At 58.0% G+C, this 26,274-nt stretch carries 20 protein-coding genes, 2 tRNA genes and 3 rRNA genes; 4 read left to right on the forward strand and 21 right to left on the reverse strand.

Annotated elements, in window-relative coordinates:
* Window positions 1-102: 102 nt before the first annotated feature.
* The 14 genes from J3Q04_RS21070 to J3Q04_RS21135 all read right to left on the reverse strand — a co-directional run bounded on the left by J3Q04_RS21070 (window position 103) and on the right by J3Q04_RS21135 (window position 15,548).
* Window positions 103-2,406, reverse strand: a complete 2,304-nt coding sequence (locus J3Q04_RS21070) for an MlaD family protein (protein ID WP_434562298.1) — start codon at window positions 2,404-2,406, stop codon at window positions 103-105.
* The gene (locus J3Q04_RS21075) at window positions 2,399-3,022 is read right to left on the reverse strand and encodes a paraquat-inducible protein A (RefSeq protein WP_434562296.1); all 624 of its coding nucleotides are present in this window, start codon (window positions 3,020-3,022) and stop codon (window positions 2,399-2,401) included. Before J3Q04_RS21075 ends, J3Q04_RS21070 begins: the two co-directional genes overlap by 8 nt.
* Entirely contained in the window at window positions 3,009-3,668 is a 660-nt protein-coding gene (locus J3Q04_RS21080) for a paraquat-inducible protein A (RefSeq protein ID WP_434609550.1), read from the reverse strand. Before J3Q04_RS21080 ends, J3Q04_RS21075 begins: the two co-directional genes overlap by 14 nt.
* 150 nt (window positions 3,669-3,818) lie before the next feature.
* Window positions 3,819-3,934 (reverse strand): 5S ribosomal RNA (gene rrf, locus J3Q04_RS21085).
* Window positions 3,935-4,088: 154 nt separating this feature from the next.
* Window positions 4,089-6,980: ribosomal RNA gene (locus tag J3Q04_RS21090) — 23S ribosomal RNA — on the reverse strand.
* Between the two features lie 250 nt (window positions 6,981-7,230).
* Window positions 7,231-7,306, reverse strand: a tRNA-Ala gene (locus J3Q04_RS21095).
* A 27-nt stretch (window positions 7,307-7,333) separates the two neighbouring features.
* Window positions 7,334-7,410, reverse strand: a tRNA-Ile gene (locus J3Q04_RS21100).
* A gap of 65 nt (window positions 7,411-7,475) precedes the next feature.
* Window positions 7,476-9,014, reverse strand: a 16S ribosomal RNA gene (locus J3Q04_RS21105).
* The 16S, 23S and 5S rRNA genes sit together here with 2 tRNA genes alongside, the layout of an rRNA operon.
* Window positions 9,015-9,564: 550 nt before the next feature.
* Window positions 9,565-10,188, reverse strand: coding sequence for a protein-methionine-sulfoxide reductase heme-binding subunit MsrQ (gene msrQ, locus J3Q04_RS21110; RefSeq protein ID WP_434609548.1), 624 nt, complete (start codon window positions 10,186-10,188; stop codon window positions 9,565-9,567).
* On the reverse strand, window positions 10,188-11,201 hold the full coding sequence (gene msrP / locus J3Q04_RS21115) for a protein-methionine-sulfoxide reductase catalytic subunit MsrP (protein ID WP_434562290.1): 1,014 nt from the start codon (window positions 11,199-11,201) through the stop codon (window positions 10,188-10,190). The genes msrQ and msrP overlap by 1 nt, the downstream gene beginning before the upstream one ends.
* Window positions 11,202-11,275: 74 nt before the next feature.
* Window positions 11,276-12,121 (reverse strand): CDP-diacylglycerol--serine O-phosphatidyltransferase, encoded by an 846-nt coding sequence (pssA, locus tag J3Q04_RS21120; protein WP_420767588.1) that lies wholly within the window; start codon window positions 12,119-12,121, stop codon window positions 11,276-11,278.
* Between the two features lie 146 nt (window positions 12,122-12,267).
* Window positions 12,268-13,284, reverse strand: coding sequence for a ketol-acid reductoisomerase (gene ilvC / locus J3Q04_RS21125; protein WP_003228216.1), 1,017 nt, complete (start codon window positions 13,282-13,284; stop codon window positions 12,268-12,270).
* A 45-nt stretch (window positions 13,285-13,329) separates the two neighbouring features.
* The gene (gene ilvN, locus J3Q04_RS21130; protein ID WP_003176102.1) at window positions 13,330-13,821 is read right to left on the reverse strand and encodes an acetolactate synthase small subunit; all 492 of its coding nucleotides are present in this window, start codon (window positions 13,819-13,821) and stop codon (window positions 13,330-13,332) included.
* Window positions 13,822-13,823: 2 nt separating this feature from the next.
* Window positions 13,824-15,548 carry an acetolactate synthase 3 large subunit gene (locus J3Q04_RS21135; protein WP_434609545.1) on the reverse strand — a complete coding sequence of 575 codons (1,725 nt, stop codon included), beginning with the start codon at window positions 15,546-15,548 and terminating at the stop codon, window positions 13,824-13,826.
* A gap of 400 nt (window positions 15,549-15,948) precedes the next feature.
* Here J3Q04_RS21135 and J3Q04_RS21140 point away from each other — a divergent pair, with 400 nt between their 5' ends.
* Complete coding sequence (locus J3Q04_RS21140) at window positions 15,949-16,371, forward strand: DUF4124 domain-containing protein (RefSeq protein ID WP_434609543.1); 423 nt, start codon at window positions 15,949-15,951, stop codon at window positions 16,369-16,371.
* Between the two features lie 6 nt (window positions 16,372-16,377).
* Here J3Q04_RS21140 and J3Q04_RS21145 read toward each other — a convergent pair whose 3' ends face one another.
* From J3Q04_RS21145 to mrcB, 3 genes are read right to left on the reverse strand one after another with little or no spacing between them, the layout of a single operon-like run.
* Entirely contained in the window at window positions 16,378-16,707 is a 330-nt protein-coding gene (locus tag J3Q04_RS21145; RefSeq protein ID WP_420767591.1) for a YqcC family protein, read from the reverse strand.
* Window positions 16,707-17,426, reverse strand: a complete 720-nt coding sequence (locus J3Q04_RS21150) for a tetratricopeptide repeat protein (RefSeq protein WP_420767592.1) — start codon at window positions 17,424-17,426, stop codon at window positions 16,707-16,709. Before J3Q04_RS21150 ends, J3Q04_RS21145 begins: the two co-directional genes overlap by 1 nt.
* A gap of 16 nt (window positions 17,427-17,442) precedes the next feature.
* Window positions 17,443-19,761, reverse strand: coding sequence for a penicillin-binding protein 1B (mrcB, locus tag J3Q04_RS21155; RefSeq protein ID WP_420767593.1), 2,319 nt, complete (start codon window positions 19,759-19,761; stop codon window positions 17,443-17,445).
* Between the two features lie 116 nt (window positions 19,762-19,877).
* Between mrcB and J3Q04_RS21160 the strand changes: the two genes are divergently transcribed.
* The 3 genes from J3Q04_RS21160 to J3Q04_RS21170 all read left to right on the forward strand — a co-directional run bounded on the left by J3Q04_RS21160 (window position 19,878) and on the right by J3Q04_RS21170 (window position 22,349).
* Window positions 19,878-21,434, forward strand: a complete 1,557-nt coding sequence (locus J3Q04_RS21160) for an AAA family ATPase (protein WP_434609540.1) — start codon at window positions 19,878-19,880, stop codon at window positions 21,432-21,434.
* Between the two features lie 90 nt (window positions 21,435-21,524).
* Entirely contained in the window at window positions 21,525-21,866 is a 342-nt protein-coding gene (locus tag J3Q04_RS21165; RefSeq protein ID WP_420767595.1) for a pentapeptide repeat-containing protein, read from the forward strand.
* A 210-nt stretch (window positions 21,867-22,076) separates the two neighbouring features.
* Window positions 22,077-22,349 (forward strand): TfoX/Sxy family protein, encoded by a 273-nt coding sequence (locus J3Q04_RS21170; RefSeq protein WP_420767596.1) that lies wholly within the window; start codon window positions 22,077-22,079, stop codon window positions 22,347-22,349.
* 220 nt (window positions 22,350-22,569) lie between these two features.
* Here the strand turns inward: J3Q04_RS21170 and J3Q04_RS21175 are convergent, their stop codons facing one another.
* The 4 genes from J3Q04_RS21175 to J3Q04_RS21190 are packed head-to-tail and all read right to left on the reverse strand — an operon-like array spanning window position 22,570 to window position 26,110.
* Window positions 22,570-23,418, reverse strand: a complete 849-nt coding sequence (locus J3Q04_RS21175; RefSeq protein WP_434609537.1) for a ChaN family lipoprotein — start codon at window positions 23,416-23,418, stop codon at window positions 22,570-22,572.
* Between the two features lie 21 nt (window positions 23,419-23,439).
* Window positions 23,440-24,207 carry a heme ABC transporter ATP-binding protein gene (locus tag J3Q04_RS21180; RefSeq protein ID WP_434562280.1) on the reverse strand — a complete coding sequence of 256 codons (768 nt, stop codon included), beginning with the start codon at window positions 24,205-24,207 and terminating at the stop codon, window positions 23,440-23,442.
* Entirely contained in the window at window positions 24,207-25,190 is a 984-nt protein-coding gene (locus J3Q04_RS21185; RefSeq protein WP_420767662.1) for a FecCD family ABC transporter permease, read from the reverse strand. The genes J3Q04_RS21180 and J3Q04_RS21185 overlap by 1 nt, the downstream gene beginning before the upstream one ends.
* A 50-nt stretch (window positions 25,191-25,240) precedes the next feature.
* Complete coding sequence (locus J3Q04_RS21190) at window positions 25,241-26,110, reverse strand: heme/hemin ABC transporter substrate-binding protein (RefSeq protein ID WP_434609534.1); 870 nt, start codon at window positions 26,108-26,110, stop codon at window positions 25,241-25,243.
* Window positions 26,111-26,274 lie beyond the last annotated feature (164 nt).

Raw genomic sequence — 26,274 nt, forward strand, 5'->3', positions numbered from 1 at the left:
TGTGAAAAGGCCGCGATCCAATGGATCGCGGCCTTTTTTGTTATCGCATACTCAGTGGCGAGGGAGTTTGCTCCCTCGCCACGGGTGTTGCATCCGATAAGCTTACTTGGCGAGACTGATCTTCGGCGCCCAGGTCAGCCATTCATCTTCAAACTTGTCGAACAGCGGGAAGGTTTGCTCCGGGCGTGCCGGGTTGCCCATCCGCTCGCCGTCTGGCGTTGCGAATGCGATACCGCCCTGGATCAAGGTTTCAAGCGACTCGGTTCGCACCGTCGCGCCCTTGAACAGGCCGAAGTCCAGGCCGAAGCCGCTGCTGTTCCAGAAACGTGTACCGCTGCGCACCAGTGGCGCGTATTTAGGCTCGATCAGGATGTGAATCAGCACCCGGTCCGCCGTCTGGCCCAACTCGTAGCCCGTGACTTTACCCACGGTCACTTCGCGGTAGGTCACCGGCACGCCAATCTTCAACGAACCACGTCGGGCGGCACTCAACACCAGGCTCAAGCCAGCTTCGGGAACAACACTTTCGGGTGGTTCGGCCAAGGCCACGAAGTTTTTCTGCGGCCCCAGGTTCTTCGTCGCGGGCTGCACTTCGATGTACTGGCCGGTCACCAGGGTTTCCAGATTCGATGTCTTCATCAGTCCCAATTCAGGCTTGACCACCCAGAACTGAGTCCCTGTGCGGGCGATACGCTCGGGCACTTCGGTGATACGTGCGGTAACCAGCACCGACTGCATATCGGCGCTCAGGTCGACGTCCTCGATCTTGCCCACATCCAACCCCTTGAACCGGATCGGCGTGCCGCTGCGCAAACCGTCGGCACGATCGACCTTGATCGTCACGACAGTGCCTCGTTGCTGCGCGGTTTCACGATCTTCGTGCAAACGGAACCGGGGGATGCGCCGTTTCAGCGGCACGTTCGGCTCAGGAGTTTCGAAAGCGATCCCCCCGGCCATCAAGCTTTGCAGGGACTCGCTCTTGACCTGTATCCCGCCGGTCAAGCCGCCCGTGAGGGTAACGCCACTGGCATTCCAGAACCGCGTGGAGCCGTTGACGAGCCCTTCGTATTCCTTCTCGATATGCACTCCGATGATCAGTTGCTTCTTCTTGCGGGAAAACTGGTAGCTCTGCACCGATCCGACCTTGACCTGCTTGTAGAGGATCGGGCTACCGACCTCCAGCGACCCGAGATTTTCGGTCAGCAAGACCAGATGCAGCCCGGGTGAACGAAGGTCCAACGGCGGCGCCTTCGCCCTGGCCTCGAACTCGCGCTGCGGCGCTCCGCCTTTGTCGCCAGGGCGCACGGCGATGTAGTTACCCTTCACCAACGCCTCCAGGCCCGTGATGCCCGCCAGGGAAATCGATGGTTTGACGACCCAGAACTGAGCGCCGGCGACCAGGTAATCTTCCGCCAACGGATCGAGCGTCAACTCGGCGCTGGCGCTGGACAGGTCCGGATCGACTTTCAACGTCTTCAGGCTGCCGACCTGGATGCCCTTGTACATCACTGGCGTACGGCCAGCCTGCAATCCCTCGAAATCACTGAGCTTGACCTTGACGCGAATCCCGGCGGCGGCTGCCTCGAAATCTTCATACAGGCGAAATGGCAGGCTTGGATCCGTCGGAGGGCTGTCCTTGCGGTTTTCCGGAGTAGCAAACGCGATGCCGCCTGCCACGATACTGGCCAGCGACTCGCTGCGTACTTTGACGCCTGACAAATTGGCATCGATGCTAATGCCGCTGGCATTCCAGAAGCGCGTGTGCTTGCGGACCAGGCTGGCATAAGTCGGCTCGATAAAGACCTTGATCTCTACTGCGCGTTGATCTTCGGACAGTGAGTAACTTTTCACCTGGCCAACTTGGATCTGTTTGTAGAAAACCGGACTGCCACGGTCCAGAGACCCCAGTCGATCGGCCTTGATCGTCAAGTGCAGGCCAGGCTTGGCGTCAGACAGCGGGGGCTCTTCGGCCAAGGCCTTGAACTTGCGAGTCGACTCGCCTTCCCCCGGGCTGATGGCGACGTAATTACCGGAAACCAACGTCTCCAACCCGGTAATCCCTGCCAGGCTCACACTTGGTTTGACCAGCCAGAAACGTGTGCCGGTCTTGAGATATTGCTCGACTTCCTTGTTCATCTCGATGGTCGCAATGACCCCCTTCGAATTTCCTTCATCATCAAGCGTGAGGTCCTTCACCTTACCGACCGTCATGCCTTTGTAGACGACCTCTGTCTTGTTGACCTGGATGCCCTCACCGCTTTCAAAACGCACGTTGATCTCAATACCGGTCTCGTTATAAGCACGCCAGCCAAGCCAGCCGCCAATAATCAAGGCAATCAACGGCAGGACCCAGATGGCCGACCAATTTGAAGCCGGTCGGGTTTTAGCAGTAGGCAAATCAGTCATGGTCGTCATCCGACTCCGTGTTATCCCAAATCAGTCGGGGATCGAAGGTTACTGCGGCAATCATTGTAAGGATCACCACGCTGGCAAACGCGATGGCGCCAAGACCGGCTTCGACACTGGCAAGCCGGCCGAAATTCACCACCGCCACCAGAATGGCGATTACAAAAATATCCAGCATCGACCAGCGGCCGATAAACTCAATGAAGCGATACATCAGGATGCGCTGGCGCGCCGACATGGGTTGGTGACGTTGCACGGAAAACAGCAGCAATGCGATACCGACCAACTTGAAGGTGGGGACTACGATACTGGCAATGAATACCACCGCTGCAATGGGAATCATGCCGTGTTGAACCAGCTCGATAACACCCGCCATGATGGTGCTGGGCGCGCCCTGGCCGAGCGAGTTGATGGTCATGATTGGCAGTACGTTGGCAGGGATATAGATAATCGCTGCCGTGATCAGCAGTGCCCAGGTCCGCATCAAGCTGTTGGGACGCCGAGGGTGAATACGAGCGCCACAACGAGTGCAGACTTGCTTCTGGGCGGCGTCGTCCTGCCGATTCAATTCATGACATTCAGTGCAAACCAAAATGCCCGCATCAATTGCTCGCATGGACGTCTTCCCCTGACAACGCGTGCCAGATCTGGTGCGGTGACATCACCACTTCCAGCCAGACCTGAACCAGTAACAAGCTGATAAAGCACACCAGGCCCAACCCCACGGTAATCGCCGCCATGTCCGCAAGTTTGACGATGGCAACCAGTACGCCCATGAGATAAACCTCGAGCATCCCCCAATCCCTTAGATGATGATAAATGCGATACCACAACAAGCCGTAACTTCTTCCAACGTTCCAGCGGATGGTCAGCAGTACAGCCAATTGGCAAAGCAACTTGAGCAACGGAATGCCCATGCTGCATAGAAATACCACCACCGATACACCTTGCATTCCGGTGCCGAACAGACCGACCACGCCACTCCAGACGGTGTCTTGGGCGGATTGTCCGAGCAGATTGAGCTGCATGATGGGTAAAAAGTTCGCGGGTACATACAACAGCAGAGCGGCGACAACCAGGGCAAGGCTGCGATCAATCACATTGTGCCGGTGGGCGTAGAGCTCGTATCCACAGCGCGGGCATTCGGCTTTCTCGCCATCGGCCAACTGAGGCTTGCGCATCAACAGGTCACACTCATGACACGCTACCAGATCGTCCAGGGGTAGATCTGACAACCTATCAATGTCTGACGGATCGGGCATAAACAGCTCTGGGCTCAACTAAGGTGCGGCTATTCTAGTGCTGCGGCTCAAAAATAACTGTGCAAATTTAACATGAGCCGTCGCGGATTTTTATGACGAGCAAAAACAAAACCCCTACCTGCATCAGCAGATAGGGGTTTCGGAATTTAATCTTGACGATGACCTACTCTCACATGGGGAAACCCCACACTACCATCGGCGATGCATCGTTTCACTTCTGAGTTCGGGATGGGATCAGGTGGTTCCAATGCTCTATGGTCGTCAAGAAATTCGGTAGCCAGCGCGTGCCTTGCGGTCACGTTCCAGCGAATGGGTATGTGATAGCGTGTTGCTTGTGAGCATCTCGAACTTTCGGTTCGTTTCGTCTTCACAACACCGCAATCTGGCCTCTTTCGAGTCTACAAATTGCTTGGGTGTTATATGGTCAAGCCTCACGGGCAATTAGTACAGGTTAGCTCAACGCCTCACAGCGCTTACACACCCTGCCTATCAACGTCGTAGTCTTCGACGGCCCTTCAGGGAGCTCAAGGCTCCAGTGAGATCTCATCTTGAGGCAAGTTTCCCGCTTAGATGCTTTCAGCGGTTATCTTTTCCGAACATAGCTACCCGGCAATGCCACTGGCGTGACAACCGGAACACCAGAGGTTCGTCCACTCCGGTCCTCTCGTACTAGGAGCAGCCCCTCTCAAATCTCAAACGTCCACGGCAGATAGGGACCGAACTGTCTCACGACGTTCTAAACCCAGCTCGCGTACCACTTTAAATGGCGAACAGCCATACCCTTGGGACCGGCTTCAGCCCCAGGATGTGATGAGCCGACATCGAGGTGCCAAACACCGCCGTCGATATGAACTCTTGGGCGGTATCAGCCTGTTATCCCCGGAGTACCTTTTATCCGTTGAGCGATGGCCCTTCCATACAGAACCACCGGATCACTAAGACCTACTTTCGTACCTGCTCGACGTGTCTGTCTCGCAGTCAAGCGCGCTTTTGCCTTTATACTCTACGACCGATTTCCGACCGGTCTGAGCGCACCTTCGTACTCCTCCGTTACTCTTTAGGAGGAGACCGCCCCAGTCAAACTACCCACCATACACTGTCCTCGATCCGGATAACGGACCTGAGTTAGAACCTCAAAGTTGCCAGGGTGGTATTTCAAGGATGGCTCCACGCAGACTGGCGTCCACGCTTCAAAGCCTCCCACCTATCCTACACAAGCAAATTCAAAGTCCAGTGCAAAGCTATAGTAAAGGTTCACGGGGTCTTTCCGTCTAGCCGCGGATACACTGCATCTTCACAGCGATTTCAATTTCACTGAGTCTCGGGTGGAGACAGCGCCGCCATCGTTACGCCATTCGTGCAGGTCGGAACTTACCCGACAAGGAATTTCGCTACCTTAGGACCGTTATAGTTACGGCCGCCGTTTACCGGGGCTTCGATCAAGAGCTTCGCGTTAGCTAACCCCATCAATTAACCTTCCGGCACCGGGCAGGCGTCACACCCTATACGTCCACTTTCGTGTTTGCAGAGTGCTGTGTTTTTAATAAACAGTCGCAGCGGCCTGGTATCTTCGACCGGCGTGGGCTTACGCAGCAAGTGCTTCACCCTCACCGGCGCACCTTCTCCCGAAGTTACGGTGCCATTTTGCCTAGTTCCTTCACCCGAGTTCTCTCAAGCGCCTTGGTATTCTCTACCCAACCACCTGTGTCGGTTTGGGGTACGGTTCCTGGTTACCTGAAGCTTAGAAGCTTTTCTTGGAAGCATGGCATCAACCACTTCGTCACCCAAAGGGTAACTCGTCATCAGCTCTCGGCCTTAAGATCCCGGATTTACCTAAGATCTCAGCCTACCACCTTAAACTTGGACAACCAACGCCAAGCTGGCCTAGCCTTCTCCGTCCCTCCATCGCAATAACCAGAAGTACAGGAATATTAACCTGTTTTCCATCGACTACGCTTTTCAGCCTCGCCTTAGGGACCGACTAACCCTGCGTCGATTAACGTTGCGCAGGAAACCTTGGTCTTTCGGCGTGGGTGTTTTTCACACCCATTGTCGTTACTCATGTCAGCATTCGCACTTCTGATACCTCCAGCAAGCTTCTCAACTCACCTTCACAGGCTTACAGAACGCTCCTCTACCGCATCACTTACGTGATACCCGTAGCTTCGGTGTATGGTTTGAGCCCCGTTACATCTTCCGCGCAGGCCGACTCGACTAGTGAGCTATTACGCTTTCTTTAAAGGGTGGCTGCTTCTAAGCCAACCTCCTAGCTGTCTAAGCCTTCCCACATCGTTTCCCACTTAACCATAACTTTGGGACCTTAGCTGACGGTCTGGGTTGTTTCCCTTTTCACGACGGACGTTAGCACCCGCCGTGTGTCTCCCATGCTCGGCACTTGTAGGTATTCGGAGTTTGCATCGGTTTGGTAAGTCGGGATGACCCCCTAGCCGAAACAGTGCTCTACCCCCTACAGTGATACATGAGGCGCTACCTAAATAGCTTTCGAGGAGAACCAGCTATCTCCGAGCTTGATTAGCCTTTCACTCCGATCCACAGGTCATCCGCTAACTTTTCAACGGTAGTCGGTTCGGTCCTCCAGTCAGTGTTACCTAACCTTCAACCTGCCCATGGATAGATCGCCCGGTTTCGGGTCTATTCCCAGCGACTAGACGCCCTATTAAGACTCGCTTTCGCTACGCCTCCCCTATTCGGTTAAGCTCGCCACTGAAAATAAGTCGCTGACCCATTATACAAAAGGTACGCAGTCACCCAACAAAGTGGGCTCCCACTGCTTGTACGCATACGGTTTCAGGATCTATTTCACTCCCCTCTCCGGGGTTCTTTTCGCCTTTCCCTCACGGTACTAGTTCACTATCGGTCAGTCAGTAGTATTTAGCCTTGGAGGATGGTCCCCCCATATTCAGACAGAGTTTCTCGTGCTCCGTCCTACTCGATTTCACTTCTAAGATCCTTTCGCGTACAGGGCTATCACCCACTATGGCCGCACTTTCCAGAGCGTTCCGCTAAAATCAAAGAAGCTTAAGGGCTAGTCCCCGTTCGCTCGCCACTACTAAGGGAATCTCGGTTGATTTCTTTTCCTCAGGGTACTTAGATGTTTCAGTTCCCCTGGTTCGCTTCTTGCACCTATGTATTCAGTACAAGATAACCATCTTATGATGGCTGGGTTCCCCCATTCAGACATCTCCGGATCACAGTCTGTTTGCCGACTCCCCGAAGCTTTTCGCAGGCTACCACGTCTTTCATCGCCTCTGACTGCCAAGGCATCCACCGTATGCGCTTCTTCACTTGACCATATAACCCCAAGCAATCTGGTTATACTGTGAAGACGACATTCGCCGAAAATTCGATCTGGCTCTAAGAGCCACTCACAAATTTTACCTTAGCCTGATCCGTTACCAGTGAAAGCAACGTTCAGTCTATCTTTCTATCACATACCCAAATTTTTAAAGAACGATCTAATCAAAAGACTAGAAATCAACATTCATCATCCCGCGGATGGAATGCTCATTTCTAAGCTTTAAACGTTGGAACCAATCTGTAATGGTGGAGCCAAGCGGGATCGAACCGCTGACCTCCTGCGTGCAAGGCAGGCGCTCTCCCAGCTGAGCTATGGCCCCGTATCGCTACAGGGTACACCATGAAATTGGTGGGTCTGGGCAGATTCGAACTGCCGACCTCACCCTTATCAGGGGTGCGCTCTAACCAACTGAGCTACAGACCCAATCGTCTTCTTCAATGAATCAAGCAATTCGTGTGGGAGCTCATGGAGCCGCTGCTGTCGTCGATTAAGGAGGTGATCCAGCCGCAGGTTCCCCTACGGCTACCTTGTTACGACTTCACCCCAGTCATGAATCACACCGTGGTAACCGTCCTCCCGAAGGTTAGACTAGCTACTTCTGGTGCAACCCACTCCCATGGTGTGACGGGCGGTGTGTACAAGGCCCGGGAACGTATTCACCGCGACATTCTGATTCGCGATTACTAGCGATTCCGACTTCACGCAGTCGAGTTGCAGACTGCGATCCGGACTACGATCGGTTTTGTGGGATTAGCTCCACCTCGCGGCTTGGCAACCCTCTGTACCGACCATTGTAGCACGTGTGTAGCCCAGGCCGTAAGGGCCATGATGACTTGACGTCATCCCCACCTTCCTCCGGTTTGTCACCGGCAGTCTCCTTAGAGTGCCCACCATAACGTGCTGGTAACTAAGGACAAGGGTTGCGCTCGTTACGGGACTTAACCCAACATCTCACGACACGAGCTGACGACAGCCATGCAGCACCTGTCTCAATGCTCCCGAAGGCACCAATCCATCTCTGGAAAGTTCATTGGATGTCAAGGCCTGGTAAGGTTCTTCGCGTTGCTTCGAATTAAACCACATGCTCCACCGCTTGTGCGGGCCCCCGTCAATTCATTTGAGTTTTAACCTTGCGGCCGTACTCCCCAGGCGGTCAACTTAATGCGTTAGCTGCGCCACTAAGAGCTCAAGGCTCCCAACGGCTAGTTGACATCGTTTACGGCGTGGACTACCAGGGTATCTAATCCTGTTTGCTCCCCACGCTTTCGCACCTCAGTGTCAGTATCAGTCCAGGTGGTCGCCTTCGCCACTGGTGTTCCTTCCTATATCTACGCATTTCACCGCTACACAGGAAATTCCACCACCCTCTACCATACTCTAGCTCGACAGTTTTGAATGCAGTTCCCAGGTTGAGCCCGGGGATTTCACATCCAACTTAACGAACCACCTACGCGCGCTTTACGCCCAGTAATTCCGATTAACGCTTGCACCCTCTGTATTACCGCGGCTGCTGGCACAGAGTTAGCCGGTGCTTATTCTGTCGGTAACGTCAAAACACTAACGTATTAGGTTAATGCCCTTCCTCCCAACTTAAAGTGCTTTACAATCCGAAGACCTTCTTCACACACGCGGCATGGCTGGATCAGGCTTTCGCCCATTGTCCAATATTCCCCACTGCTGCCTCCCGTAGGAGTCTGGACCGTGTCTCAGTTCCAGTGTGACTGATCATCCTCTCAGACCAGTTACGGATCGTCGCCTTGGTGAGCCATTACCTCACCAACTAGCTAATCCGACCTAGGCTCATCTGATAGCGCAAGGCCCGAAGGTCCCCTGCTTTCTCCCGTAGGACGTATGCGGTATTAGCGTCCGTTTCCGAGCGTTATCCCCCACTACCAGGCAGATTCCTAGGCATTACTCACCCGTCCGCCGCTCGCCACCAGGTACAAGTACCCGTGCTGCCGCTCGACTTGCATGTGTTAGGCCTGCCGCCAGCGTTCAATCTGAGCCATGATCAAACTCTTCAGTTCAAACATCTTTGGGTTTTGAGAAAACCCTAAACTTGGCTCAGCAATCGTTGGTTACATCTTTGATTTCTCGCGGAGTAACTTGTGATGCTGATAATCTGTTGACTAGCAGTCTGACTCCACAAGCACCCACACGAATTGCTTGATTCAGTTGTTAAAGAGCGGTGGGTTGAGCCTTTCGTCTCAACCGAGGCGCGCATTCTACAGCGCCCCGTGTATCTGTCAAGCGGTTATTTTAAGAAGTTTTCAAAGTTTCGCTTGGAAATCCTTAACAACTTCAACCACTTGCGCTTTCGATCTCTCGTTAGCGGGAGGCGAATTCTACAGCGTTACTCGCTGCTGTCAACACCTCTTTTTTACCGCTTTCGACCGAGAAGATCGAACCGTCGATAGCGCCCAACAAACCGGCCTACCCACTCCTTCCGCGCCTCGATGAACTGAAGCGAAGCACTTACCGAAACCTGGTTAACTCGTTGAAACTCAAGGAGTTTTCCGTTTCGACTGCGCCGGAAGTGGGGCGAATTATAGACATCCAGAATTTGCCGTCAACCCTTTATTTCGTTTTTATTACCGACGGGATCTTCTTGCCGATTAAACGAGGGATCCGCCGCGCAACCGGCCCAATCCTCAGCAACAACAATACGCCGCCTATAAAGGCATATATCGACCACTCCTTGAGATCCGCTCGCACGATCCACAACATATGCAGCAACCCAAGCCCGAGGATCAGGTAGGCCAGCCGATGCAGCTTTTTCCAGCGGGCTCCAAGTCGCCTTTGACTATAACGATTGGACGTAACTGCCAAGGCCAGCAGGCCAAGAAAGCCGAGCGCTCCAACGATGATGTAGGGCCGTTTGCTCAGCTCGACGCCTAACTGCGACCAATCGAACCCCAGGATGAACGCCGCATATCCACCCAAATGCAACACGACGTAAGCAAAGCACCACAACCCCAACTGTCGTCTTACGGCAATCCACCCAGCCCAGCCGGTCAGCTTCTGCAGCGGCGTCATGCTCAATGTGATCAATAGCAGTACCAGGGTTCCCAACCCGAGTCGATCCACCAGCACCTTGCCTGGATCCGGTCCCAACGAATTCATCAACGCTTCGTAAAGCCAAAGCAATGGCCATATCGCCGCTGCGACGAAAACGCCTATCCGCCATGCCAGGAAACGCATCAGTAGTCTTTCCTCAGATCCATCCCTGCATATAAAGAAGCTACTTCCTCCTGGTATCCGTTAAACATCAAGGTATCGCGCACATTGGGGCTCAACAGACCGCTTGGCAAACGACGCTCTCGCGCCTGGGTCCAACGGGGATGATCGACGGTGGGATTCACGTTCGCATAAAAGCCGTACTCATCGGAGGCTATGCTTTGCCAAGTGGTCTTGGGCTGCTCACCCACCAGGCTGATGCGCACGATGGACTTGACGCTCTTGAAGCCATACTTCCACGGCACCACCAACCGTAAAGGAGCGCCATTCTGGTTAGGCAGCTCCCTTCCGTACATGCCAACCGCCAGGATGGCCAGCGGGTTCATCGCTTCATCCAACCGCAAACCTTCCACGTAGGGCCAGTCGATCAATGCAAAACCTGAACGCTGGCCTGGCATGGTCTTGGGGTCCTGCAAGGTTTCAAAACGAATGTATTTGGCCTTGGACGTCGGCTCGACTTGCTTGAGTAACGCGGATATGGGGAAACCAATCCAAGGGATGACCATTGACCAAGCCTCGACGCAGCGCAAACGGTAGATACGCTCTTCGAGCTGATAAGGCTTCATGAAATCTTCCAGTCCATAGCGCCCCGGCTTGCCCACCTCGCCATCCACCACCACGGTCCAGGGCTCGGTTTTCAACGATCCCGCATTGGCTGCCGGATCGCCTTTGTCAGTGCCGAACTCATAAAAGTTGTTGTAGTGGGTTGCATCCTTGAAGGGTGTGATTGCCTCCCCCTTGGCGGTCACCGCATCCCATTGGGTAGCAGGCAGCTTATCGGCAAACCAGGACGGCGCGTTTCCAGGCTCCACATTGGGATAACGCGCCACATCAGCGGCGCCGGCCCAGCGCGGCAGACTGCTTATGGCGACGCCAGCCACGGCGGCCCCCAGCATCTGGCGACGGGATAGATAAAGGGATTCGGGCGTGACGTCCGACTCATGACAATCGGACGACTTGGGGATCTTGATCAGCATGACGACTCCGCAGCATTGGGGGGAGATGCACCAATAGACTGCGGAGTATGGGGGAAATTAGATTAAGGCAACATTTAGCGGCGGCGAAGACGCAACAAATATTGCACCGGACCGGAAGCGGCATAGGCGAGGAAGACCAGCAGCAGGATACGTGGCGGATCGCTGAACACCACCGCAAACACCAGTACTACGGCCAGGATGGCCACGAACGGCACACGGCCCTTCAGGTCCAGCTCCTTGAAGCTGTTGTACTTGATGTTGCTGACCATCAGCATTCCGGCCGCCGCGACCAACAATGCGACCAGGAACGACATCTTCGAGCCCTGGATCCCGTAGTCGCTGAACGCCCAGACCACCCCCGCCACGACCCCAGCAGCCGCAGGACTGGCGAGACCAATGAAGTAGCGCTTGTCCGCAGTGCCGACCTGGGTATTGAAACGCGCCAGACGTAACGCGGCACCGGCTACATAGATGAAGGCAACCATCCAGCCGACCTTGCCCATGTCACCCAGTGCCCAGCCGAATGCCAGCAACGCAGGGGCGACACCGAACGCAACCATGTCGGACAGAGAATCGTATTCGGCACCGAATGCACTCTGGGTGTTGGTCATGCGGGCCACGCGCCCATCCAGGCCATCGAGCACCATGGCGACGAAAATCGCAATCGCGGCAAAAGCGAAGTAGCGACTCGCCCCAGCGCTGTCACCCGCACTTAATGCCGCCTGGGCACTCATGGAGCTGATGATGGAATAGAAACCGGCGAACAGGTTCGCGGTGGTAAACAGGTTCGGCAGCAGATAGATGCCACGATGCCGGACCTTACGGCCTTCCGCGTCATGCCCCTCTTCGACATGCTCGTCGATAGGCAACAGGCTTTCGGCGTCAGGAGCCTGGTTCGGCTCGTCGGGACGTTCGCTCATGGACAGTACCTTGCAACGGTGTGAAAAATTCGACAGGTGCCCGGGGCGACGGTTCGACCCCAAACGATGCAGCTTTATACCAGAAGCCGACGCCCAAACGAAAAAACGCGGCCTGGGCCGCGTTTTTTTTCGATCAAGCTCGCGACTCAGTTCTTGGCTTTGTCGACGATCTTGTTGGCACCGATCCACGGCATCATGGAGCGCAGTTGCTCGCCGATGATCTCGATACCATGAGCGGCGTTGTTACGACGCTTGGCGGTCATCGAAGGATAGCCGGTAGCACCTTCGCTGATGAACATCTTGGCGTATTCGCCGTCCTGAATACGTTTCAGGGCATTGCGCATGGCCTGACGGGACTCGGCGTTGATGACTTCCGGACCGGTCACGTACTCGCCGTACTCGGCGTTGTTGGAGATCGAGTAGTTCATGTTGGCAATACCGCCTTCGTACATGAGGTCAACGATCAGCTTCAGTTCGTGCAGGCATTCGAAGTAGGCCATTTCAGGCGCGTAGCCTGCTTCAACCAAGGTTTCGAAACCGGCTTTCACCAGCTCAACGGTACCACCGCACAGAACGGCTTGCTCGCCGAACAGGTCGGTTTCAGTCTCGTCCTTGAAGGTGGTTTCGATGATGCCGGTACGACCGCCACCAACACCGGCAGCGTAGGACAGGGCCACGTTCTTGGCGTTGCCGGACGCATCCTGGTAAATCGCGATCAGGTCAGGGATACCGCCGCCCTTGACGAACTCGGAGCGTACGGTGTGGCCCGGTGCCTTCGGCGCGATCATGATCACGTCGAGGTCGGCGCGTGGCACAACCTGGTTATAGTGGATCGCGAAGCCGTGGGAGAAGGCCAGGGTGGCGCCTTTCTTGATGTTCGGCTCGATTTCGTTCTTGTACAGCGACGATTGGAACTCGTCCGGGGTCAGGATCATGACCAGGTCGGCAGCGGCTACGGCGGAAGCCACGTCGGTGACTTTCAAGCCATGGGCCTCGGCCTTGGCAACAGTGGCCGAGCCTTTGCGCAGGCCCACGGTCACGTCAACGCCGGAGTCTTTCAGGTTGCACGCCTGGGCGTGACCTTGAGAACCGTAGCCGATGATGGCGACTTTCTTGCCCTGGATGATCGACAGGTCGCAATCTTTATCGTAGAAAACTTTCATGAATTTCCCCTATATCCGGCCGTTCCGGCCATTCGCTAATTTGGTTTAGATGCTCAGTACTTTGTCGCCACGGGCAATCCCGGTGACGCCACTGCGTACGGTTTCCAGAATCGAGGCAGTGCCGATCGATTGAATGAAGCTGTCGAGCTTGTCGCTGGTACCGGTCAACTGAACGGTATAGACGCTGGCGCTGACATCGACGATCTGCCCACGATAAATATCGGTAGTGCGTTTGATCTCGGCGCGCTGGGCACCGGTGGCCTTGACCTTGACCAACATCAGTTCGCGTTCGATGTGAGCGCTTTCCGACAGGTCCACCAGCTTGACCACCTCGATCAGCTTGTTCAGGTTCTTGGTGATCTGCTCGATGACTTCATCGTGGCCCACGGTGGTCAGCGTCAGACGCGACAAGGTCGGATCCTCCGTTGGTGCCACGGTCAGGCTTTCGATGTTGTAGTTGCGCTGTGAGAACAGGCCCACTACGCGAGACAGAGCACCCGGTTCGTTTTCCAGAAGCAAGGAAATAATGTGTCGCATGATTAGGTACGCTCCGTCTTGCTCAGCCACATATCGCGCATGGAGCCGTCTTTGATCTGCATCGGGTAGACGTGCTCGCTGGTGTCGACCTGGATGTCCAGGAACACCAGTCGATCCTTCATGGCGAAGGCTTCTTCGAGCCCGGACTTCAAGTCCTTCAGGTCAGCGATGCGGATGCCGACGTGACCATAGGCCTCGACCAGCTTGACGAAATCCGGCAACGACTCCATGTAGGAGTGCGAGTGACGGCTGCCGTAGCTCATGTCCTGCCACTGGCGAACCATGCCCAGTACACCGTTGTTCAGGTTGACGATTTTCACCGGCAGACCGTATTGCAGGCAGGTCGACAGCTCCTGGATATTCATCTGGATGCTGCCTTCACCGGTCACACAGGCAACATCGTTGTCCGGGAAGCTCAACTTGACGCCCATGGCCGCCGGGAATCCGAAGCCCATGGTGCCGAGGCCGCCGGAGTTGATCCAGCGGTTGGGTTTGTTGAACTTGTAGTACTGCGCCGCGAACATCTGGTGCTGGCCCACGTCCGACGTCACGAAGGCGTCGCCGTTGGTCACTTCGCACAACGTCTCGATGACGGTCTGCGGCTTGATTACGCTGCCGTCGCCCTTGTCGTACGGGAACAGGCCCCGATCGCCACGCCATTCATCGACCTGCTTCCACCAACTGGCCACGGCATCTTTGTTAGGAGCCTCGCCAATTTCCTTGAGGATCGCGACCATCTCGGTCAGCACGCTCTCGACAGGACCCACAATCGGCACGTCTGCCTTGATGGTCTTGGAGATGGACGCCGGATCGATATCGATGTGGATGATCTTGGCGTTCGGACAGAACTTCGCCGGACCGTTGATGACACGGTCGTCGAAGCGCGCGCCCACGGCCAGGATCACATCGGCATGGTGCATCGCCAGGTTGGCGGTGTAGCTGCCGTGCATGCCGAGCATGCCGATGAACTGGCGGTCGGTACCTGGGTAGGCGCCGAGCCCCATCAGCGTATTTGTAACAGGCAGGTTGAGCATCTTGGCCAGTTCGGTCAGGGGCTCAGAACCACCGCCGAGGATCACGCCACCGCCGGAATAGAGCACTGGACGCTTGGCCGCCAGCAGCATTTCGGCAGCCTTGCGGATTTGTCCCGAGTGACCGCGCACGGCCGGGCTGTAGGAGCGCAGCTTGGCTTTCTTCGGATAAATGTATTCGAACTTCTCGGCCGGGTTGGTCATGTCTTTTGGTACGTCGACCACGACAGGGCCAGGACGACCGGACTCGGCCAGGTAGAACGCCTTTTTCATGACCTCCGGGATTTCCGAAGCGTGCTTGATCATGAAGCTGTGCTTCACGATCGGCCGGGAGATACCGATCATGTCGGTTTCCTGGAACGCATCGGTGCCGACCATGGAGCTGGGCACCTGGCCGGAGATGATCACCATTGGAATCGAGTCCATATAGGCCGTGGCGATACCGGTAATGGCGTTCGTGGCGCCGGGGCCGGATGTCACCAGAACCACGCCGGCCTTGCCGGTGGCGCGGGCATAGCCGTCAGCCATGTGGGTGGCCGCTTGTTCGTGGCGAACCAGGATGTGGGTCACTTCCGGTTCTTTGAACAGGGCATCATAGACATGAAGAAGAGCACCACCGGGGTACCCGTAGATATATTTGACGCCTTCGTCACGCAAGAAGCGGACGAGCATCTCACCGCCAGATAAAAGCTCCACGTTGTTCACCTCTAAAACGCCAGAATACCGACCCATGGGAAAGGGACGGGTCTTAATAGGTTTACTTCTCGGCAGAGCATGAGCGACGGTGGTCGCCGACTACGTCAGCACTGACTGAGCAAGTATTGGGATCGTCCCAAGTGTTGCGGGCCTTTCCCACCCAGCGCGAGGTAACGCGTTGCGGGTGTAACAGGTCGGCGCGGATGTGCGCCTCATGATCTGCCGAGTGGGTCTGCTTCTGGCAGTCCCTCTACAGCGGACTTTGGATTCTTCTGTTTCGCCCTCTGCAAGTCAAGTCGTCAATGTGCTTTATTGAAGTAAGCACATGAGAACGCAAGAAAAAACCTTTAAACGGCTACTCTGTTAGCTTCGATTGCGCAACCCAGGACAAGGAAACAGCATGCGAATGATGTTATTGACGGCCAGCCTGTTGGTGGGCCTGAGCCCAATGAGCATGGCCGGCCAGATCTTCAAGTGGGTCGATGCCCAAGGCGTGACCCATTTCGGCGCCCAGCCGCCCGAGGGCGTCCAAGCGACCACCGTGGGCAAATCCACGACGCCCGCCCCCAAACCTGCGGCGCCAGCTTCAGGAGGAGTCATTGGCGACCAGAAAACCATCGATCAGCAGGTAAAACAGCAGGTTGCTGAACAGGAAGCTCAACTCAAGGCGTTTTGCGAACAGGCACGGACAAACCTGGCGCAGCTGCAGAACAACCCTAGGGTACGGGAAGAGGTGGAAGGCGAAATGCGCCGGCTTACCGACGAAGAGCGGCGCCAGCGCATCGATGAAACCCGTGCGCAGATCGACGAGAACTGCCAGTGAGTACCGTCAGCTGACGGCGGCGATCAGCTGGTCGAATTGTGCCAGCAGTCGCTGCAACTCGGTCCCCTGCCCTGGCCGTTGGGCATAGACCATTTCAGCCATGGCCAGAATACCCGAGGCGTTGGGCAGCGGCAGGTCGTTTTCCAGGATGGCTTTCATGCGCGGAAGAAAGATCCATTGCAGCCACTGCTCGAAATCCAGGGTGTCGACGGCGAACGGCTCGACACTGGCCAGCGCCTCGGCCGAAGGCGAAACATCACTCCACCAGCCCTGGACCCGCAGCTCTCGCTCGATCAGCAGTAGCTGATCGGCAATCTTGGGAAACCGAACATCCATCAGAGCGAAACCTTGGCTTTCTGGCGGGCCAATGCCGCGCCTGCCGAATCGCCTTGCTTCTCGCGAGCCTGGGCGATCAATTCCCACAGGCTCGCCTGGAGCGCCGGGCGACCGCTGGAGAATGTCAGGCCGCGACGAGCCAGTTGTTCGGCTTGCGGCGCATCGCCCTGGGCCATGCGTACCTGGGCCAGACGATAAAGAACCTGCGGCTCACGCGGCGCAACACGCTGGGCTCGCTCGAGGCTCGAGGAAGCGCCGTTGAGATCCCCTCCCGCCTGCTGCTGTTGCGCCGTGGTCAACAGGGCCAATACCGGTCCGTCCAGTTGCTCATCGGCGGACAAGCCACCGGAACTGGCCGATGGGATACTGCTCGGCGTCGATGGCATGCTGTAGCTGCCCTGGTTGATCGGCGAGGTTTCGATAGGTCCAGGCGTGATCGGGCCCGGCGTGATCGGCGTGCTGCTGATCGGTGCCGACGTGGTGGCGCCACCTCCCGGCACCATTACCACCACGCCGGTGTCCCCTTGGGGAATCGCCTGCGCCTGGCCTTGTACTGGCCGTTTGACCGTCGTCTGACGGAAACCACCGTTGGCCGAGACTCGCTCGCTATTGGAAACGGCCGTACCGGAGTCGACGACCGGAATCGAACCGCGCTGTACGGTGGAACAGCCACTGAGCAAAGCCACGGCGGTTACCGCTGGAATCAACCACTTGTTCACTTGAAACCCTCTTTGCTTAATTCATCCAGTCCTTGACCCAATCCATCACCGATTCGGCGGGATTCTGACCACCACAGGCTGCACCGGGTGGCGGTTCGCTGCCGCGAATATACGGCATCTGCACAGCGCCCGGGCAGTTGGCATCGGAGCCTTGCCCAGTGCGCGAATCGACCCAGGCCTGGACGATGTTGTCGGGTTGCGGCATGTCCAGAGGCAGCGGATCGGCCTTGCGCATGAAACTGGTCCAGACCTGCAACGCACCGGTGGCGCCAGTGAACGGCGTCTTGCCATTGTCGTCACGGCCAAGCCAGACAACCGCCAGCAAGTCCTGGCTGAATCCGGCGAACCAGCTGTCGCGCGAATCGTTACTCGTACCGGTCTTGCCCGCCAGGGTCAACGTCCGTGGGAGTACGTTATAGACCGAACTGCCAGTGCCTTCGCGCATGACTCGTTGCATGGCGCTCTGGATCAGATAAATAGAAGCCGGGTCGAAGCGTTGCTGAATCTGGAACGGATAACGCTTGAGCGGCTCGCCATCGGCGGTCAACACGCTGCGGATCCCGCGCATCGGTGTGTTGAAGCCACCATTGGCAAGGGTCTGGTACATGGCCGCCACTTCGATCGGAGCCAGGCCACCGGCGCCCAACAGCATCGATGGGAAGGCCGGGAATTCGCGGTTCACTCCCAGGCGCGCCAAGGTCTTGAGCACATTCGGCACGCCGACTTCCAGCCCGAGGCGGGCCGTCGATAGGTTGTAGGAATGCGCCAGGCCTTGGTACAGGAACACCGTGCCGTGGGGACGACGATCATAGTTCTGCGGCGTCCAGACCTGCCCGTCCGCGCCCTTGACCGAGAACGACTCATCGGACAGCCAACTGGTGAGCGTGTACTGGCTTGGCTTTTCCAACGCAGTGAGATAAACCGCCGGTTTGATCAGCGAGCCGATCGGTCGCACCGCGTCCAACGCCCGGTTGAATCCTGCGAAACTGGCCTGGCGGCTGCCGATCATCGCCTGGACTTCCCCGGTTTCAGGGTTGGTCACCACCATAGCCGCTTCGACTTCGTCGGAACCCTTGCGCCCCGCCAGTCGCTTGAAAGTGTCATTGACCGAGGCCTCGGCCTTCATCTGCAGGATCGGGTCGAAACTGGTGAAGATCCGCAGGCCTTCTTCGGTCAAGTCTTCGTCGCGGTAGTCTTCTCGCAGTTGACGCTTGACCAGGTCCATGAAGCCAGGGAAAGAACTGTCCGCCAAGCTGCCACGCTTGGTCACGCCCAGCGGCATCTTTTTCGCCGCCTCGACTTGTTCTGCCGTTGCCACGCCCTGCTGCTGCAACAGATCGAGCACCAGGTTGCGCCGCTCAAGCGCACGCTCCGGATTACGACGCGGGTTGTAGGAAGACGGCCCCTTGACCATGCCCACCAACAACGCCACCTGGTGCAGCTTGAGTTCGGACAGTGGCTGGCTGAAGAAGAACTGGCTGGCCAGGCCGAAACCGTGCACCGCGCGCTGGCCGTCTTGCCCGACGAAGACCTCGTTGAGGTACGCCTCCAGGATCTCCTGCTTGTCGTAGTGCAGCTCCAGCAGCAACGCCATCATGGCTTCGGTCAACTTGCGGGTCAGGCTGCGCTCGTTGGTCAGGTAGAAGTTCTTGACCAACTGCTGGGTCAAGGTACTGCCGCCCTGGCGCATGTGCCCCGAAGAAGTATTGACCCAGACGGCACGGGCGATCGACTTGGGCGAGACGCCGAAGTGATGGTAGAAATCACGGTCCTCGACGGCAATCAGCGTATCGAGCAGGAACGGTGGCACCTGGTCGATCTTGATCAGGATGCGGTCTTCGAGGTTCTTGGGGTATAGGCCGCCAATCAACAGCGGCTCAAGACGCACCACGGACAGCTTGGCATTGTTGGCACCGGTCAGCGCGGCTACATAGTCGCCGGAAAACCGCACCCGCACCGGTTGCGCCTGCTCCATGCCTTCATAGAACTGGAAACCGCGGGTGTTGAGGTCGATGGTATTGCCGTTCACCGACGCCGCCCCGGGACCATTGGCGACGCTTTCGCGGCGATAACCCAAGGCATCGAGCTCAGTCAGGAAATCATCCTTGCTCAGCTTTTGTCCGACGAACAGCTCCAACGGCCGTGCGTAGACCTTGGCCGGGATGGTCCAGCGCTTGCCGGAGAACTTCTCCTGGACGATAGCATCGAGGTAGACGGCAAAACCGGCAAGCACGACAAGGCCTACCAGGCTCAGTTTAAGGGCCCAGCCCAACCAGGGCCGCAGGCGGCTGGCGGGTGGTTTCTTGGGGGTGCGGGGGGATCGGGTACGAGTCATGGCGGCGGATTATACGCACTTTGTCGAGGTTCAACATGAGTCCGCCAAGGTTTGCGTTAGCGCCGCTTGCGGCCATAATGACCGCCTTGAATTTTCCAGTCTCTGAAGGATCGCCCGTGAGCCAATCACTGATCGCTGCCCTGCAAAACCCAGCCCTCTACCCGCATCCCATCGAAGGGTTCCAGGTCATCGAAACCCACATCTCCTGGGTGTTGCTCACCGGCCCCTACGCTTACAAATTCAAGAAACCGGTCAATTTCGGCTTCCTCGACTTCACCAGCCTCGACGCACGCAAGCATTTCTGCGGCGAAGAACTGCGCCTGAACCAACGCCTGACCCAGGACCTTTACCTGGAAGTCTTGCCGATCACTGGCAGTGCCCAAGCGCCACAACTGGGCGGCGACGGCCCGGCTATCGAATACGCCTTGAAAATGCGCCAGTTCCCCCAAAGTGAACTGCTCAGCACGCTGCAGGCCAATGGCGAACTGACCACCGCGCACATCGATGAAATGGCCGCGCAGATCGCCCAGTTCCACCTCACCACGCCAAAAGTGCCTGCCGACAATGCGGCGGGCACACCAGACAGCGTCATGGCGCCGGTGCGGCAGAATTTCGAACAGATCCGTCCACTCCTCAACGACAAGGCTGACCTGCTGCAACTCGAGGCTCTCCAGGCCTGGGCGGAAACCAGCTTCGAGCGGCTCAAGCCGTTGTTTACCCAACGCAAGGCCGACGGTTTCATTCGCGAATGCCACGGCGACATCCATCTGGGCAACGCCACGGTGATCGACGGCAAAGTGGTGATCTTCGACTGCATCGAATTCAACGAGCCATTCCGTTTCACCGATGTCTACGCCGACACCGGGTTCTTGGCGATGGACCTTGAAGACCGCGGCCTCAAGTCCCTGGCGCGACGCTTCGTCAGCCAATACCTGGAGCTGACCGGCGATTACGATGGCCTGGAATTGCTGAACTTCTACAAGGCCTATCGTGCCCTGGTCCGCGCCAAGGTCGCGCTGTTCAGCATGCCCGCCGAAGCCGATCCGGTGCAGCGCGCCACGACCCTGCGTCAATACCGCAACTACGCCAACCTGGCGGAAAGCTACAGCACGATTCCTTCGCGCTTCCTGGCCATCACCCACGGCGTGTCCGCCGTTGGCAAAAGCCACGTAGCGATGCGCCTGGTGGAAGCGCTTGGCGCGATTCGCCTGCGCTCGGACGTGGAACGCAAGCGCCTGTTCGGTGAACAGCAAGTGCCGAACGATCCACAGGCCGGCATCTATAGCAGCGATGCCAGCAGCGCCACGTACGCCCGGCTGCATGAGGTCGCCGATGCGATCCTCCACGCCGGTTTCCCCGTGGTGATCGATGCCACCTACCTCAAGCATGATCAGCGCGACGCCGCGGCCAAGGTTGCCGAAGGCACGGGCGCGCCGTTCCTGATTCTGGATTGCGAGGCGCCGCAAGCAGTGATCGAGAGCCGGCTCGCCCAGCGCCAAGCCGACCAGAAGGATCCTTCCGATGCCAACCTGACCGTCATCGCCTCCCAGCAGGCCAGCCGGGAAGCACTGACGCCGGCAGAAATCCTTTGCAGCAAACGGGTTCAAACCAACGAAAGCGGCACGCTGGATGTCGTGGTGGCGCAGATCCGCCAACGCTTGCCGGGCCTGTAGAAACTATTTCGGCCGTGAAGCGACGCCCGGCTTCACGGCCGCCAAATAGTGGCACTATACTGGCGCCATAAAACCATCAGGTGATATGCCATGAGCCACCCAAAGCTTCTCGATACCCCGCTTTATGCCTTGTTGCGCAAAGATGACGTCGCCGGGTTTAACGCCGAACGACCTCAAGGTCCTATCGACATGCGCGGCGGCGATTTTCGTGGCCTCGACCTGCGGGAACTGAACGCCGACGACGTGGATTTCACGGATGCCTACTTCCGTTCCACCGATTTGCGCGGCATCGATTTTCGCAAGTCGTCACTGGAAGGCGCGAGCCTGGCTCATGCGCAGATCTCCGGCACCTACTTTCCACCCGAGCTATCTGCCGACGAGATCCTGATGTCGATGAATTTCGGCACTCGCCTGCGCTATCGCACCCGCTGAAACGACGGCACCCGTGGTTGCGGCACCATCACTCTCCAGCGCCCCTGCCTGCGCTGGACGATGCGCTTTTCCTTCTTTCCTCACCCATCGTGCGTAATGCATTAGAAGCTTTTGCGTCGATTCCGATCAAAGAATCACGCTTTTCCTGCTGAACGCTACACTCCTGAAAAGCTTGCCCACTGCACCAGTCGGCCGTCGCAAGGAGGCTCGATGAATGATGAACTGCAACACCTGAAGAATCTGGGCAAGACATCAGCCCAGTGGCTGCACGCCGTGGGCATCCACAGCGCCTCGGATCTGCGCCGGCTCGGCGCGGTAGACGCCTATCGCGCCGTACGCACTCGCGGGTTTCGCGCTTCCAAAGTGCTGCTGTATGCCATCGAAGGCGCGCTGATGGACATGCATTGGAACGATATCCCCCCGGAACGCAAGGAAGCCCTCAACAAACAGTTGGATGCCATTTCGGCGCGGCACAAAGCTTGAAACCATTTTTTCTCGCGTCCGACCCGCTCACGCCAAGAAACTTCGGGCAATCGGGAAAGAATGTTTGACTTGGTAATGAGAATCGCTATGATTACCACATCCGGTCGCGAGACTGGTCGATATTTGAAAAGCCCTTGGTTCGGACTCTCAGATATCTCCTCATCAGGCTAATCACGGTTATTTGACCCGGCTTTTGCCGGGTCTTTTTTTGCCTGGAGAATCACTTCGCGTCGCCTGAACGCATTTGCGCGCAGTAATCCTGCGGCGGCATTGCCGGGGTGTACCACACGTAATCCGCCATGGCCGGTGTCACATTGCTGCCCTCTTCAGCCAACATCAGCACCGACGGCCCATCGTGGGCCCCCAGATCCAGCGCATGCAGCGGCACGCCAACGTCCTTGCGGCCATGCCAGGCGCCCGCGAACAACAACGCCGGCGCGGGAGCCTCAAGCAATCGTTCGGCCATGCGCCGGTCACGCTGCTGCTGCACAGCCAGCATCGCAGGCATTTGCGACTCTGGCAGGAGTCCGCAGTGGGACTCACGGATCTGCTCCAGCAGCACGCCCTTCACAGCATCCGAATTGGAAAGAACTCCCTGCATCACAGGCGCTTGACGATAAATCCGTTGGATCTGCGCGCTGTCCAGATTGGCCGCCAGCACGGGATAGGATTGCATCAGGGCGAACTCGACCATGGGCCCGTAGAGGCTCCAGTCCCAACCTGGCGACCAGTCCAACGCGCCGGGCAGATCCCTTGGCAAGGCAGACAACTGGCGAACCGCGTCGACCCGTGGTTGTTGCTGGGGCGTCAACATCTCCAGTAACAGGCTGCCTTGGGCCCGTCGCTCGGCCAAGGCCTGGAGCAGCCAACGCTGCAATTCATGGTGATCGCGATTGTCATGTTGCTCTCCAACCACGACTCGCTGGGCACCCGCCAAACGCTTGACCAATACCTGGGGCGTGATCGATTGGCCGGTGTGCAAATCACGAATCCGTCCACCAAGCGGAGGGGGCTCGACAGTTTGACAGGCCGTCAACACAGCCAATGCCAGCATCAGGATCAAGCGCATATCGGTATTCTCCAGCCAGACTCAGCGGGCAATGATCAACGGATGGCCGCGCTCCGGATGGGACTGCACCAGCACGTCCAGGCCAAACACCGCCTTGAGGGGCTCCGGGCGCAGCACTTGCTGGGGCGAATCCAGGGCCACCGGCCTGCCGGACGCCAGCAGCAACAGGCGATCACAGTAACGCGCCGCCAGGTTCAGGTCATGCAGGATCACCAGCACCGCCGCGCCACGACCGGAAAATTCACGCACCGCTTGCAGAATGGTGTGCTGATGCAGCGGATCGAGCATGGAAGTGGGTTCGTCCAGCAGCAGGATCTGTCCCGCCTCGCCCGGCCACAATTGCGCCAGTACCCGGGCCAGATGGACCCGCTGTCGCTCACCGCCGGACAAGCTCAGGTAATTGCGACCTTGCAAATGTGCGGCGTCCGCAGCCCGCAGCGCCAATTCGACAATTTGCCCGTCACGTATCCGGCCGCTCTGGTGGGGCAGCCGCCCGAGGCCGACGACTTCTTCAACACGGAATGCGAAATCCAAGGTCGAGGTCTGCGGCAATACCGCCAGGCGACGGGCGCGCTCGCTGCCTTCCCACTGGGCCAGTGGCCGATCATCGAGCCAGACCTCTCCCTGTGCCGGACGCATTTCTCCACACAAACCGGCGAGCAGCGTACTTTTGCCCGCCCCATTGGGACCCAGCACACCCAGCACTTCGCCCGGAGTGAGCTGCAGATCAATATCCGCCAATACGGTTTTGTGGCCCCGGCGAATGTACAGGTTCTGCGCTCGTAACATCAGGCGCGCCCCCGCAACAAAAGATAAAGGAAAAACGGCGCGCCGATGAAGGCCGTGACGATGCCGATCGGCAGCTCAGCCGGGGCCAGCGCCAGACGCGCGACCAAATCGGCGAGCAGCAACAGGCTCGCCCCCGCCAGCACCGATGCCGGCAACAGGACGCGGTGGTCCGGCCCCGCCATCAACCGTACCAGGTGCGGCACCACCAGCCCGACAAAGCCGATCATGCCCGCCGCCGCGACGGCAGCCCCGACGCCCAAGGCGGTGCAGAACACCAACTCTCGCTTGAGCCGTTCGACGTCGATGCCCAGATGGGCGGCTTCCGATTCGCCGAGCAGCAAGGCGTTAAGCGCCCGGGCGCGACGCGGCAGCCAGATCGCGACGCCGACGCTGACCAGCAACAACGGCCACAACCGCCCGTAGCTGGCACCGTTTAGGCTCCCCAGGTTCCAGAACGTCAGGGTGCGCAAGGTCGCATCGTCCGCCAGGTAAGTGAACAAGCCGACCGCGGAACCGGAGAGCGCGGTCAAGGCAATGCCAGCCAAGAGCATGGTGGCGACATGCGTCTGGCCGTTGCGCCGGCCGAGGCGATAGACCAGCGCCGTGACTCCAAGCCCGCCGAGAAACGCACACAACGACAACACGTAGGGTCCCAACGCTTCGGGCACCCCGCCCAGCGCCGAGCCGGCGACGATGGCAAATGCGGCACCCAACGCCGCGCCACTGGACACGCCCACCAACCCCGGGTCGGCCAGCGGGTTACGAAACAATCCTTGCATCGCCACGCCAGACAGCGCCAACACTCCCCCCACCATCAGTCCCAGCAACGTGCGCGGCAGACGAATCTGGCCAAGGATCAGCTCGGCCTGCTCCAGGCCGTCGGCGGCCACCGGCAGACCCAACAGGCGCAGGGCGGCCCGCAAGGTATCGAATAAGGGCAAGCTCACCGGCCCCAACGCCAGGGACAGCCAGGTCGCCAGCAGACACAGCAGGCCCAGCCCAATAAACAACGTGCGCGGCTTGACCAGCGCCGTCATGGCACCTGGGCCGGATAGAACGCATTGGTCAGCTTCACCAGGCTTTGCGGCAAACGTGGGCTTAGTCCGCCCACCAGCAACGTTGGGTCCAGCTCCATGACGCGCCCGTCCCTGGCGGCGCGCGTCGAGGACAGGATCGGATTTTCCTTGAACAACGCCGCGTGCGCCTCTTCACCGCGCAAGGCACGATCGGCGAAGACCAGCACTTCAGGGTTCAGGCTGGCCAGGGTTTCAACGGAGAACGGTTTGTAACCGCTGTGGGTCGCCAGGTTGTGGCCGCCGGCCTGTTGCAGTAGCCAATCAGCGGCGGTGTCCTTGCCCGCGACCAGCGGCTTGCCGCCGGCACTGCCCACCAACAGCAATACACCAGGCGCCTTTTGCTTGAGCCGGGCTTCATCCACCCTAACGCTATGCCGGGAAAGACTCTGTTGATAATCCTCGAACAATTCTCTAGCCCTGGACTCGGCTCCCAACAACTGACCCAGGTGACGCAGATTGTCCTGGAGCGCCGCCAGGCTTGGCGCCGCAGAGAACAGTTCGACCTGCACCCCGGCGTTGCGAATCTGCGCCAAAACCGGAGGCGGGCCCATTTCTTCGGTACCCACCAGAATCTGCGGACGCAGGCTCAGCACGCCCTCCGCCGATAGCTGCCGCTGATAACCGATACTGGGCAACGCTCGCAGCGATTCGGGATGCTGGCTGGTCGTGTCCACGCCCACCAGTTTCGATTCACCACCCAGCGCGCCGACCCACTCGGACAAGGCGCCGCCGGCGCTCACCCAGCGCTGCGCAAGATCGGCCGCCAACGCTCCCTGGCAGGCCAGCAAGACGATACAGAGCGCAGCAACGCGGACATTCAGGCGCATCGGGCAGCTTCCTCGAAGAAGTTTTCCACAGGGTCGGGCTTGGACAAGTATCCTCGACACCACCTGCGAAGGAGGCGCCATTTGATAATTGTTTTCATTTGACCGTCAAGCATGGCACTCGACAACATAGCCTTCAACGAGCCCGTCCTTATGACACCTAGAGA

It is taken from the genome of Pseudomonas sp. D4-21 (assembly GCF_051132125.1).
In the GTDB taxonomy this organism is placed as follows: domain Bacteria; phylum Pseudomonadota; class Gammaproteobacteria; order Pseudomonadales; family Pseudomonadaceae; genus Aquipseudomonas.

What these genes read in the sequence shown, in the direction of transcription:
- ilvC (WP_003228216.1), bottom strand. Translation starts at nt 13,284, where the DNA reads ATGAAAGTTTTCTACGATAAAGATTGCGACCTGTCGATCATCCAGGGC.
- J3Q04_RS21175 (WP_434609537.1), bottom strand. Translation starts at nt 23,418, where the DNA reads ATGCGCTTGATCCTGATGCTGGCATTGGCTGTGTTGACGGCCTGTCAA.
- J3Q04_RS21180 (WP_434562280.1), bottom strand. Translation starts at nt 24,207, where the DNA reads ATGTTACGAGCGCAGAACCTGTACATTCGCCGGGGCCACAAAACCGTA.
- J3Q04_RS21145 (WP_420767591.1), bottom strand. Translation starts at nt 16,707, where the DNA reads ATGGATGTTCGGTTTCCCAAGATTGCCGATCAGCTACTGCTGATCGAG.
- J3Q04_RS21140 (WP_434609543.1), top strand. Translation starts at nt 15,949, where the DNA reads ATGCGAATGATGTTATTGACGGCCAGCCTGTTGGTGGGCCTGAGCCCA.
- pssA (WP_420767588.1), bottom strand. Translation starts at nt 12,121, where the DNA reads ATGAGCGAACGTCCCGACGAGCCGAACCAGGCTCCTGACGCCGAAAGC.
- J3Q04_RS21170 (WP_420767596.1), top strand. Translation starts at nt 22,077, where the DNA reads ATGAATGATGAACTGCAACACCTGAAGAATCTGGGCAAGACATCAGCC.
- mrcB (WP_420767593.1), bottom strand. Translation starts at nt 19,761, where the DNA reads ATGACTCGTACCCGATCCCCCCGCACCCCCAAGAAACCACCCGCCAGC.
- msrP (WP_434562290.1), bottom strand. Translation starts at nt 11,201, where the DNA reads ATGCTGATCAAGATCCCCAAGTCGTCCGATTGTCATGAGTCGGACGTC.
- ilvN (WP_003176102.1), bottom strand. Translation starts at nt 13,821, where the DNA reads ATGCGACACATTATTTCCTTGCTTCTGGAAAACGAACCGGGTGCTCTG.
- J3Q04_RS21080 (WP_434609550.1), bottom strand. Translation starts at nt 3,668, where the DNA reads ATGCCCGATCCGTCAGACATTGATAGGTTGTCAGATCTACCCCTGGAC.
- J3Q04_RS21070 (WP_434562298.1), bottom strand. Translation starts at nt 2,406, where the DNA reads ATGACTGATTTGCCTACTGCTAAAACCCGACCGGCTTCAAATTGGTCG.
- J3Q04_RS21165 (WP_420767595.1), top strand. Translation starts at nt 21,525, where the DNA reads ATGAGCCACCCAAAGCTTCTCGATACCCCGCTTTATGCCTTGTTGCGC.
- J3Q04_RS21075 (WP_434562296.1), bottom strand. Translation starts at nt 3,022, where the DNA reads ATGCGAGCAATTGATGCGGGCATTTTGGTTTGCACTGAATGTCATGAA.
- msrQ (WP_434609548.1), bottom strand. Translation starts at nt 10,188, where the DNA reads ATGCGTTTCCTGGCATGGCGGATAGGCGTTTTCGTCGCAGCGGCGATA.
- J3Q04_RS21190 (WP_434609534.1), bottom strand. Translation starts at nt 26,110, where the DNA reads ATGCGCCTGAATGTCCGCGTTGCTGCGCTCTGTATCGTCTTGCTGGCC.